Genomic DNA, 18,067 nt, shown 5'->3' with positions numbered 1-18,067 from the left:
TCTTAGAAGAAATTATCTTCTAAGAAAGAGAATGTTATACAGCGCCTTTTGGAGCTGTAAATGCTGTTATTTTAGGCGGCAATCCCTTATATTTTTCTATATTTACTAAGCCTGTATGAGAAATGTTTCCGTTTGCTAATTCAGAAGTTGGCATATCAATAGTTAAGACATTTACATTTCCGTATTTGCACATTCCTTCATCATTTGGATCATACCAGCCACCTTCGCATAATCTTACAACATTTGGCATAATATCTTTAGTTACCACAGCACCTGCGAGAACTTGACCTCTTTTATTGAAAACTCTTACAATATCACCATCTTTGATTCCAAGTTTTTTAGCATCAATAGGATTGATTAAGATAGGTTCTCTATCATTTACTGCATATTTTTCACGCAATAAGGTATGACACATTTGAGAGTGAAGCCTATCTGTTGGATGATTAGTTAGTAGATGAAAAGGTGTTTCCTTGGTAGCATTTCCTAGCCATTCTATCGGCTCCATCCACATTGGATGTGCTTTGCAGTCTTTATAGTTATACTTTTCGATAGTTTTTGAGTAAATTTCTATCAAACCTGATTCAGTACCTAGAGCATTTAAGATAGGATCTTCAATAAATTCAGAAAATCTCACCCATTCCATACTTTCTATAGTTGGAGAAAAAGTTATAGGCTCATTTTTGGCCCAAAATTCTTCAAAACTTGGCATTTTTGGCTCAAATACATCCCCATAAGCTTGAGTTTGTTTTAAAGCGCTATTGTAGTATTCTTTAATAAAATCTTTTGCTTTTTTACCATTTTCGGTATAAGCATTAAATACATCATCTCCATACACTTTACAAATATCAGCAAAAATTTCATAGTCATCTTTGCTTTCGCCTATTGGTAATACTGCTTGTTTCATTGGAGCTATATTCATATTAGAATAATCTCCACTCATGGTAATATCATCTCGTTCATAAGAACTTGTGGTAGGCATTACAATATCTGCCATTTTGGCAGTTGGAGTCCAATAAATTTCATTTACAACTATAGTTCTTGGTTTTTGCCATGCTTTGATGTTAGTGTTTGTATTTTGATGATGAACTAATGGATTTCCACCTGCCCAATAAATAAAGTCAATATCAGGATAGGTTATTTTAGAACCATTATTGTCTATAACTTTCCCAGGATTTAATAAAGCATCAGCTATTCTAGCTACAGGAAAAGAATAACTAGCAGTATTTTGTAGCCATTCAGCACCACCTTGAGATTCTCCATTTTTTGGCATACCTTTAAATTTACCATTTTCCCAAATTCCCACAGCTCCTGCTGTAATACCTCCTATAACACCACCTTTGCATGATGGAACACCGCCATTACTATAGTGATAACTTAAGCCAAATCCACCACCTTTAGTGCCAATTTGACCAAGCATTGAAGCTAGGGTTATTAACATCCAATGAGGTTGCTCGCCATGATGAGCTCTTTGCATGCCCCAACCACTCATGATCATAGTAGGGTTATCATAAAAACTTTCAGCTAGTGTTTTGATGATTTTTTCATCAATTCCACAAATTTTACTTGCCCATTTTGTATCTTTTTTAATACCATCATTCTTGCCATCTAAATAAGCTTTGAACTTATCAAATCCACTTGTATAATTTTCTAAAAATTCATAATTGACTTTATTTTTTTCGATCAAATGACTAGCCATGCCTATCATCATAGCAACATCTGTATTTGGTTTTGGAGAGATCCATTGTGCATTTAAAAATTTAGCAGTTTCGGTTTTTATAGGATCTATACAAATAACCTTGATTTTACTATTTTTTAATTTTTCAAAGTAAGCAAGACCTCTTTGATCGTTTGAAGTCCAAGCTATTCTTAAAGTAGCGATAGGATTAGCACCCCAAATAACTACTATTTTAGAATGTTCTAAAATGTTTTCCCATGAAGTTTGCTGTTCATATACTTCAATAGAGCCTACAACATAAGGCATTATTATTTGAGAAGCTCCGGTTGAGTAATCTCCGGTAGTCCCTACAAAACCACCTGTGACATTTAAAAATCTATGGAGCAATATTCTACAATTTTGCATATTTCCACTAGATTTCCATCCGTAGCTTCCACCAAATATAGCTTGAGTTCCTTTTTGCTCTCTTGTTTTTTTAAGTTCTTTTGCTATAAGTTTTATAGCCTCATCATAACTTACACGCACAAATTCATCTTTTCCTCTAAGTTCAGGTTTTGGACTGTCGGGATTTTCAAGATAGCTTTTTCTAACATAAGGATATTTCACGCGCGATTTGTAGATCATATCTGCTGTATAGTGTTGTAAAGGATTGTCAATTTGTGTTACTTTTTCCCATGGCTCACTTTTAATTACCACACCATCTTTAATGGTAAGTTTTAAAATTCCCCAATGTGCTGCTGTTATCACACTTCCATTTTTTACTAAACCAGAATTTATTTGAGAAACTTCTATATTTTTACTCATGGCTAAACTAGGAGCTAAAGGCAACACGCTTAACCCTGCTCCGATTTTTAAAAATTTTCTTCTATCAAGTCCCATTTTATTTTACCTCCTTAAAATCTTTTGCATTTTTTTGCAAATACTGTATCACTAGCCAATGATCTTTTTTATCAATTCCTGTTCTATTTACCATTGATCTAAAAGTAGCAGGCCAGCCATTAGCACTAAATTCACTTTCTTTATGAACGCTATGACAAATTCCGCAATTATTCATATAAAGCTCTTTAGCTTTTATAAACATTTCTTTGTTGCTTTTTGCAAAATCTTTCTTGTCAGTCCAAACTTCTATGGTAGCTTTATCCCATTTTCCATTTTTGCTTTTAGTATAAGTTTTAAAATCAAGTTTTGTATTTTTAGAAAATGCAGCAACTATGATTCTTTGACTATCGTTGTAATAAAGCACAGAAGGCGAAGCAGGATTAACATAGCCTGTGATCTTGATTAAAACTTTATTTCCATCAGTTTTTAATACTTCAAAAGGATTTGTGGGTAGCAATCTACCAACAGCTTTTGTGTCATTTTTGCTTAAGTAAAGTGAGTTTACTTCACTTGTAAAAAATTCATTTTTAGCGCAAACAAAAGAAACAAGCGCTAAACAGAAAACTAAAATTTTTCCCATTTTGCCTCCTTGATATTTTTAATATAAACTTATTGTATAACTTTAGTATTAAAATTTTCTTAGTATAAAAATATAAAAAATGCAATAATAAATATTATCTAATAATTTTTTATTAATTTTTAATTTATTTGTTTTTATATTTTCATAAAGTCTTTTCAATCCTTTAAAGTAAATTTTAGTAAAATATAAAATATTCTTTATAAAGGTTAAAAATGCACTTTACTTTGTTAAATGAAAAAGATTTTTTCAACCCCTACTACCGCAAAAAGCAAATCACACAAAATGAATTTGACACTTTTAGCAAGGCTTTAATGCAGTATCTAGAAAGGCTTGAAAGCTCACAAAGTGAAAATGAAGATTATCTTGTAGCTAACACACTTAGTCCATTTTTAACCACTCTAAATTTCAAAACCCACATCAAAACCAAGCAAAAAGGCAAAAGCGAGATTGATTTAGCCATTGCTAAAGATGAGTTTAGCAAAGACTTAGAAGTTCTCATCGAAGCTAAAAAGCCCAACTCAAAAGAATTCATCACCCATACAAAGCCAAATTCTAAAGCCTTGCATGAGGCTATTTTGTATTATTTTAGAAACAGAGAACATAGCTTTAGCTTGAAATTTATCATCATCACAGACTTTTATAAATTCTACATTTTCAAAGCTAGTGAATTTGAAGAACTTTTTTATAAAAACACAAGCTTTAAAAAGCTTTTTGAAGAATTTCAAAGTCCAAATTCACTTTTTAAAGGCAACACCGATGAATTTTACAAAGAAGCAAGCAAACTTATAGAAAATTCCAAAGAAAGCTTAAAAGGCTTTTTTATCGATTTAGCCTTTTTAAAAGACAAGCAAAAGTCAAATTTCAAAAACCTAGCAAGCATTTTTAAAACCTTTCATAAAGACTTTTTGCTAAATGAATTTAGTCCAAATGACGCAAACTCATTAAACAACGCATTCTATAAAGAGCTTTTATACATCCTAGGTTTAAGCGAGAGCAAACAGCTTTCTAAATTCATCATCACACAAAGTGAGCAAAGCAAACAAGCTCAAGGCACGCTTTATCATCTCATAGCGAGCAAGCTTCCAAAGCATGATTTTGAAGAGGTGCTAAAATTCATCATACTTTGGCTAAACCGCATTTTATTTTTAAAGCTTATTGAGTCTAATTTGGTTAGATTTAACGATGATAAAACCCTTAAATTTCTAAACTATGAAAAAATTCCAAATTTTACTACCCTTTCACACCTTTTCTTTGATATCTTAGCTAAAGAAAAACACACAAGGACGCAGAGTAAATTTAGCTATTTGCCTTATTTAAATTCATCGCTTTTTGAAAAACAAGCCATCGAAAAAACCACACTAGAAATCGCTACTTTAGAAAATGACGCTTTGCTAGAGTACCACCCACACACGCAGTTAAAAGATGACAAAGGTAAAAGCAAAAAAGGCAAAGTAGGTTTGCTTGAGTATTTGTTTGAGTTTTTAGACAGCTTTGACTTTGGAGCAGATGAGCAAAGCGAAGAACTCATCAAGCAAAAAGAACTCATCAACTCAAGTGTTTTAGGAAATGTCTTTGAAAAGCTAAATGGCTACAAAGAAGGCAGTTTTTACACCCCAAGCTTTATCACTTCATATATGTGTAAAGCAAGTATAGAAAAAGTCGTGCTTGATAAGTTTAACCATATTTTTAAGCTAAATGCCACCAAGCTAAACGAGCTAAGAACCCAGCTACGCCAAGAAAAAATCCCTCAAGAGCAAAAACTAGTCTTGCTAAATTCCATACGCATTTGCGATCCTGCGGTGGGAAGTGGGCATTTTTTAGTTTCAGCTTTAAATGCCATGTTTATGGTGCATTATGAGCTTGGTTTGTTTGAAGAGGATTTTTACCTAAGCGTGCAAAATGATGAAATTTTAGTGCAAAATCACAAAGGCCAGTTTTTAGAGTATAAACGCCCTGATTTTGACAAAGACAAAACCCACCTTTGTCAAAAAGAACTTTTCGAGCGTAAAAAAGACATCATAGAAAACAACCTTTTTGGAGTAGATATCAACCCAAACTCATGTGAGATCACTAAACTAAGGCTTTGGATAGAGCTTTTAAAACACAGCTTTTATGAAAGCTTTGATGATACAAACTATCATGATCTTAAAACTCTACCAAACATCGATATCAACATAAAATGTGGGAATTCGCTTATAAGTTATTTTGAAATTCACAAAAGCCTTTCTCACTACCCCAACATCAAAGAACGCATGGATAAATACAAACGCATAGTCAAAGACTACAAAGAAGGCTTTTACACCGATAAAACTCTCATCGCAAAAGAGATCAAAAACCTCAAAGAGTCTTTTAAAAATTTCTGCTTAAAAGACAAATTTGCCAAAGAGATCAAGCAACTTACCAACGGCGCTAATGAATACTCTAAAAAATACGGCGATTTTTTAGCACAAGATGAAAAAGATGAGAATTTTAGAGCATTTTTCTCTAAAAATATGTTTGAATTTGATTTTGATGAAAGTGAGGCTAAGAAAGAATTTAAAAAGCTTAAAAAGCTTTATGAGAGTATATTTGACTTAGAAAGTGCAAATCCTTTTGAATGGCGTTTTGAATTTAGCGAAGTGCTTGATGAGGGCGGGAATTTTAAAGGGTTTGATCTCATCATCGGTAACCCACCTTACATCAGACAAGAAGACATCAAAGAACTAAAGCCAAATTTAGCCAAAAACTATAAAGTCTATAAAGGCACTAGCGACATTTATACTTACTTTTATGAGCTTGGGTTTAATGTGCTAAAGCAAAATGGTGTTTTGTCTTTCATCACTTCAAACAAATACACAAGAGCAGGTTATGGAGAAGCTTTAAGAGAGTTTTTACTCAAAAATACCACACTTTTAGAATACATCGATCTAAATGGTATAAAAGTCTTTGATAGTGCCACGGTAGATACTTCCATACTAAGCTTTGAAAAAGCAAAAACTAAAGATAATAGCTTTAAGTACCTAGCCCCAAACACCGAGCTTTTAAAAGAAAACGACTTTAACATAGAAAGCATTTTAAATTTTAACAAAATCGCACAAAATTCTTTAAGCAAAGAAAGCTTTACTTTTAACGATGAAAGCACAAATGCACTAAAAGCAAAGATAGAAAAGCACGGCACTCCACTTAAAGACTGGCATGGGCTTAATATAAACTATGGCATAAAAACGGGCTATAATGAAGCCTTTATCATCACTACTGAAAAAAGAGATGAAATTCTAGCTAAATGCAAAGATGAAGCCGAAAAAGAACGCACCGCCAAACTCATACGCAAAATGTTACGCGGTAGAGATATAAAAAGATATAGTTATGAGTGGGCGAATTTGTGGATTATAGTTTTTGAATTTGGAAGTTATAAAATTTTAGAAAAAGAATATCCTGCTATATATAATCATTTAAAGCAATATAAGAAAAAACTTCAAGCTAGGGGACAATGTACTAATAAGCCCATAACGGATCAAAAACCATATTTAGGACAACATCATTGGCTTGAGTTAGATAACAATCCAAATAAAGATTATTTATCGCAGTTTGAAAAGGAAAAAATAATATATAGTGAAATTGTGAGAAGTCCGCAATTTTATTTAGATACAAAGTTAAATTTTTACGCAGAAGCAACAAGTTTTATTTTAACAGGGGAAAATCTAAAATATCTCATTGCTTTTTTAAACAATGATTTTGTGGCTTTTATATTTAAAACATTTTATGCCGGTGGAAACTTAGGTGAAAATGGATTTAGATACAAAAAAGCATTTTTAGAAAGACTTCCTATACCAAAAATAAATTCTAAAAATGAAAAACTAGCAAACGAGCTTATAAGTTTAGTTGATGAGATTTTAAATTTAAAAGAGCAAGATAAAAACGCAAACACCAAAGCCCAAGAAGACAAAATAAACTCTATCGTTTATAAACTTTACAACCTAAACGAAGAAGAAATAAAAATTATAGAGAATAATCAGAATTAATTTAGGATCGTAGCATGATTAGTTTTAAGCCTTTAATTTTCTTTATAGATGAATTACTATGCCAATTGGAAAATATAATAACTCAAAGACAAAATGAAAGATTTAGAGCAGATTTTTATATGTCTTTTGAATATTATAATCATAGAAATATATTTAAACACCCTATTACTATATGTAAAAATATTTATTTAGATATAATACAATCTCAAAATTTTATTTCTAGAGAGTTAAAATTGCATAAAACTCATATTACTTATGATTTTTATGCGAAAAGATTCATAGTTAGTAATTTTGAATCCGGCATAATTTTAAATCCTGAGTTATTAAAAAAATTTAATTTTATGTTTATAAATGGATTGATAAAAAATCAACTTTCGATTAATAATAAAGCCCATTTAGATAATCAATATTATGATAAATCAATACATTTTTTAGGCTGTCATTTTGATGAACATTTCACTATTTCTCAAGTCAATATCAAAAATGACTTTATTTTTGAACATGTTTTATTTAAAAAATATGTTTATATATATTCTACAAAGACAAATCAAAATTTCACTTTTTTATTTAAAAATTGCACTATAAATACCATACATATGCAAAATAATACTTTTTTAAGTAACATTGAATTTATTCTCAATACGAAGATTTCAAATTTGGAATTATTTAGAAATAATTTTAATGGGATTCTTTCTGTGCAAGATTCCTTTATAGAAAATATCAATTTATACGAAAACGAGTTTAAAAACAAATGTTATTTTAAATATATTTGCTTTGGAGATAAAAAGTCTAAAGAGTCTAAGATAAATTTATCAAATGCAAATTTCCAAAATGATATTTATTTTGACAACTCTATTTTTTATAGTTATGCTGATTTTCACGCATGTGAATTTAATAAAATAGCTAGTTTTTACGGAGTAACTTTTGACAAAACTCCAAATTTTTCTCAAGTAATTTTTAAGGGAAATTTAAATGCCGTAAATACAAATTTAAATTTTATTTTTGATAATTTGCAAGAAAAAATAAATCAAGAATATGAAAAATTTAATGAAGACAAAAATGAACAATATCAAAAATCTTTAGATAAATTTGCAAATGATTTTAGAGATTCTTTTAGGGTTTTTAAAAATGCATTAATAAAAGATAATAATCTTTTAGAAGCTTCAAATTTTCATAAATATGAGCTTTATTGTAAAGAAATAGAATTAAATTCAAATGATATACTCTCAAAATATGAAAGAGATGAAGTTTTTGATAAGTTATCTTTGCGTCTTAAACAAAAAGTCGATTGGTGTTTGTTGTTGTTTTATAGAAAACTTAGCGATCATCATACAGATTTGCTTAAAGTGATAAATAATTGTTTTATATTGATAGCAGTATATTTTATATGTATATTTAATTTTACAAATATTGATTTTTTAGAGATAAAAGAAATTAATATTTTTTCTTTTTTAAAGTCATTTAGTTTTTATGGTGATGATAAAATTGTTGCAGCTGCTAAGATTTTTCCTTTATCTTGTTTGCTTTTATTGTTTCTTACTCCAATAATTATATTCATGGCTTCATTGTATTATAGTGACAAACAAAAAAGAAGTGTTATTTTTAAAAAAATTAAATTTAAAGTAGGCAAATTTTTATTGATTGCTATTATTTTTGCTGTGATGCAGTTAATGCTTTTTGTGATAAATTTCGGCTTATTTGTTCCTTTGATTAAAATAGTTGTTTTTTTGGGTATATTTTTTTTAGTGATTTGTATTGACTCTTTGTATTTAAGATATTATTGTGTTATATTAAGTTATATAAATTTTATTATAGTTATTGTGTATTATCCTATTGTTTTAAATCCACTTATAGGTAAAGTTTTAAACGATAAAATAAAAATTGAAGATCCGTTAGTAATGGTAATGACATTTACTTATACTATCTTAATGTTTTTGGTTCTTTTCTCACTCCAAAAAACTGCACGCAAAAACTCCATAGTGCCAAGCTGAAATATAGGAAGATAAAATGATAAAAGAAATATTTGAAAAAATAATTAATGTTTTAAATAAATGTTGTAAAAAAACACATCAGAATGGTAAGAATGAAGTTGATGAAGATAAAATTAAAGAAGATAAAATTAAAGAAGATAAAATTAAAGAAGATTTATCTAAGATTCTAAAAATAGAAAAGGACAATATACACACCCCAAGTGATATAAAAACACTAGAAATAGTAGAAACAATAAAATCGAAAGAGGAAAGCTTTAAGCAAAAAGATGAACTGTTTCCCGATGATGAAGAATGGTATATAGTTTGCAATATAAAAGAAAGAGCAAATATTTACCTATCATGTGATGAAATTACTAATATACCGTGTAATTTGATTTTTTATAATTATCATATTAATTTATCTTCAAGTGATTTATGTGATACTCATGAGGTTAGCAAATATATATATTTTTACAATTGTTTTTTAAAACGCGCAAGAAATCCAAAAATAGTAATCCATGATGCAGTTGTAAATTCAAAAAAACAACCTAAAGGCAAGAAGAAAATAAAAAATAGAAGAATATCAAAATTAAAAAAACCACCAGCTAGTTTTATGAAAAATATTTTTAAAAAAAATTTAACTTTTAATGAATGCGTGTTTTATGATAGTTTACAAATACATCAGAATCAATTTTTAGAACATTTGGTTTTTATAAATTGCTATGATAAACAAAACGATATAAAAATTACATCCTTAGAATTACAAGAAAACAAAATTAAAGGATATCTTTTTATAAAAAACTGTGCTATAAAAAATATAAATTTGTGGAAAAACAAATTTGAAAATAGATCTTATTTTGTGGACAGTGAATTTGGATATGAACAAGATAAGGATAATAAAGCAAAATTAAATTTTTCAAATACTTGTTTTAAAGATAATGCCTATTTTAACAATTCTAAATTTTATAGTTATGCTGATTTTCACGAGTGTGAATTTGAAAAAATAGCTTGTTTTTATGGAGTAATTTTTGATAAGGCTCCAAATTTTTCTCAAATAATTTTGAAAGATAATTTTAATGCTTTAAATATAACTTTAAATTTTACATTTGATGATTTGGAAAAACAAATCAAACAAGAGCATGAATATTTTAATAAAGATAAAAATGAAAAAGATAAAAAATCTTTAGATAAATTTGCAAATGATTTTAGAGATTCTTTTAGGGTTTTTAAAAATGCATTAATAAAAGATAATAATCTTTTAGAAGCTTCAAAGTTTCATAAATACGAGCTTTATTGTAAAGAGATAGAACTAGAAGAGAAAAAGCCCAAGATATTTTCTAAAGAATGGATAGACAAATGGCAACTTGTTTTTTATCGTAAACTTTGTGATCATCATACAGACTTGCTAAAGGTGTTTCATAATCTACTTATAATCATCATGCTTTTTAGTATTTTTTCTTTTGTGCTTGATAAATTTAAACAACCTAGCATAGAAAATAATGCAAAATATCACATCGTTCAAGTAGATACTAATGAAAGTTATATCTTTAAAGAACACAATAAAACGACTTATAATATCTTTGGTTTAAATATAAACAAAGAAAGTGGCAAGCTAGATGAATTTGTAAAAAACAATTTTGTTTATGTATTGATTTTATTATTTATAGTTTTATCGATACTTTCTTTCAATATTTTTACTAATTTATATATTTTTGGTAGCTTTTTTTATGTGATTTTTAATTTTTTAGATTTGGTAGCTTTGTATACACATATTGCTATTATAAGTCTTTTTGTATTTTTTGCATTGAAATTTATTTTACTTGATGATAAACAAGAAATTATAAGAAAAATCATCATTGGTGTTTCTTATATAGTTTGCATTTTTGCACTACTTGCAAAACCTAGTTTAATGCTTCCTGTGTTTGGAAGCTTTTTAGAAAAAGATACCAACGCTACTTATCCTTTACTGCTTAGTTTATCAGTGGTGTATTTTATACTTGTAGCTTTAGTGATATTCTCACTCCAAAAAACCGCACGCAAAAACTCCATAGTGCCAAGCTAAAAGCAAAATCATGCTTTTAGCTTTAAAGTGTGATGAAAAATTTGATTTAAAAATACTTTTGATATAAATATTTTTATTATATTTATATTTTGTTTCAAATATAAACAATACTTTATATTTCATTTGTAAAGTGTAAATTTTTGTTTTTATTAAAAGAGAATTTTTATACGAAATGTTACTCTTATACTCATATAGTTAATTTTTTCTAACAAAAATACACAAAAATAAAAATATTTGTTAAGCTAGATATTGGAAATTTTTATCAAAAGGAAAAATATGTGGCAACAAATATATAATCCATTTGACAACATACTTTTAAGTGCTTTGGTGGCTTTTTTGCCTATTTTGTGCTTTTTGCTTTCTCTTGTAGTTTTCAAACTCAAAGGTTATCAAGCAGGCTTTTTAACTCTTATTTTATCAAGTGTTGTGGCATTGTTTGCTTATGATATGCCGTTTTCTTTATTAGGTGCTAGCTTTATACAAGGTTTTGCAAATGGTATTTGGCCTATAGCTTGGATCATCATCGCGGCCATATTTTTATATAAACTTTCTATCAAATCAGGCTCGTTTGAAGTGATAAAACAAAGTGTTATGAGTATCACTCCAGATCATAGAATTCAAGTGATTTTGATTGGATTTTGTTTTGGTTCTTTTTTAGAAGGTGCTATAGGTTTTGGAGGGCCAGTGGCTATTACCGCTGCATTACTTGTAGGACTTGGGCTTAGACCATTATATGCCGCAGGACTTTGTCTCATAGCCAATACCGCTCCGGTAGCTTTTGGAGCAGTTGGAATTCCTATTATAGCGATGAGTAATCTAGCAGGTATAGAACAGCACGGTGTTTCAGCTATGGTGGGTAGAATGCTTGTGCCTCTTAGCTTGACTATACCATTTTTTATAGTATTTTTAATGGATGGTTTAAAAGGGGTTAAAGAAACCTTTCCTGCTATTTTTGTCGCAGCCATTTCTTTTACTGCTACACAATTTTGGAGTTCAAATCATTTAGGTGCAGAACTTCCAGATATTATTTCAGCGGTTGTTTCTTTGTCTGTTACTACGATATTTTTAAAATTTTGGAAGCCAAAAAATATTTTTAGATTAGATGATGTAAAAGACTTTGAAAACTCACAAAAGCTAGAATTTAAAAAAGTATTTTTAGCTTGGATTCCTTTTATACTTTTGATTATTTGCATTATTATATGGACTCAACCTTGGTTTAAGGCTTTATTTGCTAAAGATGGAATATTAAATTTTATGCAATTTACTTTGAAATTTAATGAAGCCTTAGGAGCTATCATAAGTCCTGATATAGTTAATCCACAAATCACAAAAACAATGATTCCATCACATACTATAGATTTAGTAGCACAAGCAGGAACTGCTATTTTAGTGGCTGCTTTAATGAGCATTGTTGTGTTGAAAATAAAAATCAACGAAGCTACCGAGTGTTTTTGGGAAACTTTAAAAGAAATGGCCACTCCATGCTTAACTATAGGCTTAGTAGTTGCTTTTGCCTTTATAGCTAAAAATAGCGGTATGAGTACTACTTTAGGACTTGCTTTTTCAAATACAGGCGATGCTTATGCATTTTTTTCTCCTATCATAGGATGGATAGGTGTGTTTTTAACAGGTTCTGATACTAGTTCAAATTTGCTTTTTGGGACATTACAGCAAGTTAGTGCTCAAAAGTTAGGAATTTCAGAAACTTTATTTTTAGCAGCAAATTCTGTTGGTGGAGTTGTGGGTAAAATGATATCTCCTCAAAGTATAGCGGTAGCTTGTGCGGCAGTTGGACTTGTAGGAAAAGAATCTGAATTGTTTAGATTTACTTTAAAATACTCAATAGGTTTTATAATTCTAATAGGAATTTGGACTTTTGTTATAGCATTTTTCTTTCACGGGATCATCCCTGAAGCAGTGCTTTTAAAATAAGGATTGATGATGAAAAAAGTGTATTTATTTGCTACTTGTTTAGGTAGTGCGATAATGCAAGAAAGTGTTTTAAACGCGGTTAGACTTTTAAGAAGAGAGGGAGTTGAGGTTATATTTAAAAAGCAGCAAACTTGCTGCTCTCAACCCTCATTTAATTCAGGGTATTTTAAAGAAAGTAAAAATATAGCTTTGCATAATATAAAACTTTTTACTCAAGATTATCCTATAGTAGTGCCAAGCGGTTCTTGTGCGGGGATGATGAGTCATGATTATTTAGAGCTTTTCAAAGATGATGAGCATTTTAACTTGGTAAAGGAATTTAGCTCTAGAGTGATTGATCTTAGTCAGTATTTAGATGAGGTTTTAAAGGTTGATTATGAAGACAAAGGCGAACCTATAAAAGTCACTTGGCACTCTAACTGCCATGCATTAAGAATTCAAAAAAGCATACAAGCGAGCAAAAATCTGCTAAAAAAACTCAAAAATGTGGAATTAATTCCTCTAGAATTTGAAGAAGAATGCTGTGGTTTTGGAGGAACTTTTTCTGTGAAAGAGCCTCAAATTTCAAATTCTATGGCACAAGAAAAAATCAAAGATATCCAAAATACAGGTGTAAAATATGTATTAAGTTCTGATGGTGGGTGTTTGATGAATATTGCAGGCACGATGAGTAAAATGGGGCTTGATATAAAGGGAATTCATTTGTATGATTTTTTAAACAAGCGTCTTGAAGGAGTTGCGATATGAAAATGACACATGAACAAATTGTGGATGTGAAAATTCATGATAAGCAAATGCGAGAGAATTTAAGATCTGCCATGCATACTTTGCAAAAAAATCGTTTAAAAGTTATAGATGAGAAATTTAATGATTGGCAAGGACTAAGATCTAAAGCTAAGCAAGCTAAAAACAATGCTTTATCAACTTTACACGATAGGCTTTTAGAATTTGAACAAAATGCCACTAAAAATGGCATAAATGTCCATTGGGCGAGTTCTGATGAGGATGCCTGTGAGATTATATATGAATTAATGGTAGAAAAAAACATCGGTAAAATTCTAAAAGGTAAATCTATGGCTAGTGAGGAAATAGGTTTAAACCACTACCTAGAATCCAAAGGCTTAAAAGCCATAGAAACAGATTTAGGCGAACTTATATTGCAGTTAAATGATGAAACTCCCGTGCATATTGTAGTTCCAGCGGTACATAAGAACCGCTATGAAATTGGTAAAATTTTTCAAGAAAAATTAGTCTCTAATTTAGAAAGTGAGCCAGAAAAGCTAAATTCTATTGCAAGAAAGCATTTAAGAGATGAATTTGAAGGGCTTAAAATGGGACTTAGCGGAGTAAATTTTGCTATGTCTAAAGAAGGCGCTTTTTGGCTTATAGAAAATGAGGGAAATGGTAGGATGTGCACCACAGCAAGTGATATACATGTAGCACTTTGTGGTATAGAAAAAGTTATGGAAAGCTTTGAAGATGCTGCCACTATGGTGTCTTTACTTACTCCATCAGCTACGGGTCAATTTATACCAACTTATAACAATATCATTACAGGACCTAGAAAAAATGGAGATTTAGATGGCCCAAAAGAAGTGCATATTATTCTTTTTGATCATAATAGAAGCAAAATGCTAAATGATGAAGATTATTATGAAGCTTTGCGTTGTATAAGATGTGGGGCTTGTATGAATTTTTGTCCTGTGTATGATAAAATAGGCGGCCATACTTATCAAAGTGTATATCCAGGGCCGATTGGAGAAGTCATAAGTCCTAATCTTTTTGGTATGCAAGAAAATGGTGATATTCTTACTTTTTGCTCGCTTTGTGGAAGATGTTCTGAAGTTTGTCCGGTAAGAATTCCTCTTGCGGATTTAATACGCAAATTAAGAGCAGCAAAAGTAGGTCAAGGAAGTTTTGATAATATCACTCCAAATACTGCTGAAGCTATGGCATTTAAGATTTTTGAAAAAGTAGCTACAAGTCCTATTATTTGGAAAAATACTTTAGCAAATTTACATAATTTTAATTGGCTTTTGCAAAAAGGAAAAAATTCTTTACCAGTAGTTAAAAAATGGAGTGCTTATAAGGAATTTCCACAAATAAAACTTGATCTTTATAAAGAACTTGAAAATATGCAAGGAGTAAAGTGTGAGTAGAATAAATGAAATTTCTTCACAAAGCAAAAAAGCTATTTTGGATAAGATTAAAAATACACATTTATCTTTTGAAAAAATTCCGACTATAGATCCTATAGAGCATATCAAAACAAGTGATGATATGTATAGTGAGTTAAAAGAAAAAATGAGTGCAAATAAATACATAGTAGAAGAAAGCTCGTTAGAAAAATTAGAAGAAAAAATCAATCAAATTGTTAAAAGTTATGGCTATAAAAGTCTTATTTATCCTGATAATTTAAATTTAGATATAAATAAAATTGAAGCCGAAAAAAAGACTTGTTTTAATCAAGAGATTGAAAAAATACGAAAAGAAGTTTTTCATAGTGATTTTTCTATCATCCAAGCAAGAGTTGGAGTAAGCTCACATGGTGTTGCTTTAGTTTTGTCTGATAAAACTCAACCAAGAATGCTTTCTTTGGCTCCTATGCTTTGTATTGTCTTATTAAAAAAAGAAAATATTGTAAAAAGCATTAGCCAAGCATTGAATTTAGTAAAAGAAGAAAATGAAATTTTACCTAGCAATATTTTGTTTATAGCAGGGCCATCAAGAACTGCAGATATTGAACTTATCACTGTTTTTGGAGTTCATGGATCTCAAAAGGTTCATATTATACTTTATTGATTTATTTAGAATTTGCACTTAGTGCAAATTCTAAAATCACCTTCAAATCAAAAATTAACTTCTTGGTTTTTAAAACATTAATTAAATTATATTTTTATCAACCTTTGCTATTTTATTGATTTTAGTTATATTTAAGATATTTTTTGACATAGTAAAAAAGGTATTAACTTAAATTTTAAAACTATAAAAAGGAAAATCATGTTAAAAACAAGTTTTAAAAAGGCAGTATTTTTACCAAGTATTAGTATTATAGTTGTTTTAAGCCTTAGTTGCATTTTCTTGCCTAAACTTACAAATGATTTTATCAATCATATAAAAAGTGGAATTTTTGCAAATTTTTCATGGTTTTATATATTAAGTGTGAGCTTTTTTGTGTGTTTTATGCTAGCACTCGCACTTTCAAAATTTGGCGATATTAAACTCGGCGATGATGATGAAAAACCTCATTTTAAATTTACTTCTTGGCTTGCTATGCTTTTTGCTACGGGTATGGGCGTGGGGCTTATGTATTTTGGTGTGGCTGAACCTCTCATACATAAAAAAGCCTTACAAACAAGCGATGAAGAAGCGATGCTACATACTATCTTTCACTGGGGAATTCACCCATGGGCTATTTATGGGGTGTGTGCTTTGGCTATGGCGTATTTTGGTTTTAGATATAAAATGCCTCTTAGTTTGCGTAGTGCTTTTTACCCTTTGCTTAAAGATAAAATTTATGGTTTTTGGGGAAATTTAGTTGATATGCTTGCTTTAATTGTCACGGTTTTTGGCATTAGTACCACACTTGGTTATAGTGCATCTCAACTAAATGCGGGCTTTTTAAATTTGGGTATTTTAAACGGACAAAGCTTTTTAGAACAAAGCGTGATTATAATCATCATTATTTCTTTGGCCACGCTCTCATCGATTAGTGGCTTAACAAAGGGTTTAAAAATTTTAAGTGAAGCAAATTTAGTTTTTGCAGTGTGTTTAATGCTTTTTGTGCTTTTTTCAACAAATACCATCCAAATTCTTTCACAATTTAGCTCTAATATTGGAAATTATTTGCAAAATTTAATTTCTTTGAGCTTTAAGACTTATTATTATGAAAAAGAACATATAGAATGGTTTAATAATTGGACTATTTATTATTGGGCTTGGTGGCTTAGTTGGGCGCCTTTTGTGGGCTTTTTCATTGCTAAGATTTCTCGTGGTAGAACGATAAGGGAATTTATTTTTGGCGTGCTTGTAGTGCCTACTAGTTTTAATATACTTTGGTTTAGCATTTTTGGCAATAGTGCTTTAAATTTCAATGATATTTTAAGTCCTTTTACTTCAGCGCCTGAAAGTTTGCTTTTTTATTTTTTACAAAATTTTTCTTTTTCTTATTTTAGTTCTTTGCTTGCGCTTTTGGTTTTAGCTTTGTTTTTCATCACTTCAGCAGATAGTGGGATATTTGTGTTAAATTCTTTAAGTAGTGGTGGCGCTCATGAGCCATACAAATGGCAAAATATCCTTTGGGGTTTTGTGCTTGCGCTTTTAGCTACTTCTTTGCTGTATTCAGGTGGCTTGGGGGCGATTTTAAGTATCACTATGATAGTGGCTTTACCTTTTGCATTTTTGCTTTGTTTGATGTGTTTTTCATTGCTTAAAGGCTTAATTGTAGATGTGAATTACTCTTTAACTAAGCTTAGTCAAAGTAGTGTGTATTTTACAGGAGAATTTTGGCAAGAAAGACTTGCTAGAATTTTAAAACAAAGCAAAGAACAAGACATACAAAATTTCTTAAATACCAAAGTTAAAAATGCTATGGAATCACTCAGCCAAAGTCTAAAAAACTACGGCTTGAAAACACAGATCGTTCAAGAAAAATCAAGTATAAGTTTGATTATAAAAAAAGAATTTGCAAAAGATTTTATCTATGGAGTGCAAGTGGTAAAAAAACAAGCAAGCCAAAGCATAATCGATGATAAATTTATGCCAACTTATTCTAAAGAATTTATCTTTGAACCACAAACTTTCTTTGCTGATTCGCGTAATGGTTATAATATAGAGTATTTAAACGAGCAAGAAATCATCGTAGATATACTAAAGCAATATGAGAGGTATTTGCAACTTTTATTTGATGATAAAAATGAAATTTTTACCAAAGCTTATGATTAAAAAGCGTTATAATTACACTTTATT

The 18,067-nt window shown here is 29.8% G+C and carries 10 protein-coding genes; 8 read left to right on the top strand and 2 right to left on the bottom strand.

Annotation, left to right across the window (positions count from 1 at the left end; translation table 11 throughout):
- Positions 1–34 precede the first annotated feature (34 nt).
- Positions 35–2,554 carry a molybdopterin guanine dinucleotide-containing S/N-oxide reductase gene (locus L8T82_RS03345; RefSeq protein ID WP_263659541.1) on the bottom strand — a complete coding sequence of 840 codons (2,520 nt, stop codon included), beginning with the start codon at positions 2,552–2,554 and terminating at the stop codon, positions 35–37.
- A 1-nt stretch (position 2,555) separates the two neighbouring features.
- A complete protein-coding gene (locus tag L8T82_RS03340) occupies positions 2,556–3,134 on the bottom strand; it encodes a cytochrome C (protein WP_263671195.1) in 579 nt (192 codons plus the stop codon).
- A gap of 212 nt (positions 3,135–3,346) precedes the next feature.
- Here L8T82_RS03340 and L8T82_RS03335 point away from each other — a divergent pair, with 212 nt between their 5' ends.
- From L8T82_RS03335 to L8T82_RS03300, 8 genes are all read left to right on the top strand, one after another.
- Positions 3,347–7,135, top strand: a complete 3,789-nt coding sequence (locus L8T82_RS03335) for an Eco57I restriction-modification methylase domain-containing protein (RefSeq protein WP_263725859.1) — start codon at positions 3,347–3,349, stop codon at positions 7,133–7,135.
- A 14-nt stretch (positions 7,136–7,149) separates the two neighbouring features.
- Entirely contained in the window at positions 7,150–9,126 is a 1,977-nt protein-coding gene (locus L8T82_RS03330; protein ID WP_263725858.1) for a pentapeptide repeat-containing protein, read from the top strand.
- Positions 9,127–9,424: 298 nt separating this feature from the next.
- Positions 9,425–11,167: a pentapeptide repeat-containing protein gene (locus L8T82_RS03325; protein WP_412175063.1), complete on the top strand. Its 1,743-nt coding sequence runs from the start codon at positions 9,425–9,427 to the stop codon at positions 11,165–11,167.
- 276 nt (positions 11,168–11,443) lie between these two features.
- Positions 11,444–13,099, top strand: coding sequence for an L-lactate permease (locus tag L8T82_RS03320; RefSeq protein WP_412175062.1), 1,656 nt, complete (start codon positions 11,444–11,446; stop codon positions 13,097–13,099).
- Between the two features lie 6 nt (positions 13,100–13,105).
- Positions 13,106–13,846, top strand: coding sequence for a (Fe-S)-binding protein (locus L8T82_RS03315; protein ID WP_115614003.1), 741 nt, complete (start codon positions 13,106–13,108; stop codon positions 13,844–13,846).
- Positions 13,843–15,258: a LutB/LldF family L-lactate oxidation iron-sulfur protein gene (locus tag L8T82_RS03310; protein ID WP_263725856.1), complete on the top strand. Its 1,416-nt coding sequence runs from the start codon at positions 13,843–13,845 to the stop codon at positions 15,256–15,258. The genes L8T82_RS03315 and L8T82_RS03310 overlap by 4 nt, the downstream gene beginning before the upstream one ends.
- On the top strand, positions 15,251–15,901 hold the full coding sequence (locus tag L8T82_RS03305; protein WP_263660438.1) for a LutC/YkgG family protein: 651 nt from the start codon (positions 15,251–15,253) through the stop codon (positions 15,899–15,901). Before L8T82_RS03310 ends, L8T82_RS03305 begins: the two co-directional genes overlap by 8 nt.
- 198 nt (positions 15,902–16,099) lie before the next feature.
- Positions 16,100–18,043, top strand: coding sequence for a BCCT family transporter (locus L8T82_RS03300; protein WP_263725855.1), 1,944 nt, complete (start codon positions 16,100–16,102; stop codon positions 18,041–18,043).
- Positions 18,044–18,067 lie beyond the last annotated feature (24 nt).

Origin of the sequence: Campylobacter sp. IFREMER_LSEM_CL292 (genome assembly GCF_025771615.1) — a bacterium.
Classification (GTDB): domain Bacteria; phylum Campylobacterota; class Campylobacteria; order Campylobacterales; family Campylobacteraceae; genus Campylobacter_D; species Campylobacter_D lari_D.
The sequence above is the reverse complement of the archived record's forward strand: the minus strand, read 5'-3'. Positions and strand labels throughout refer to the sequence as shown.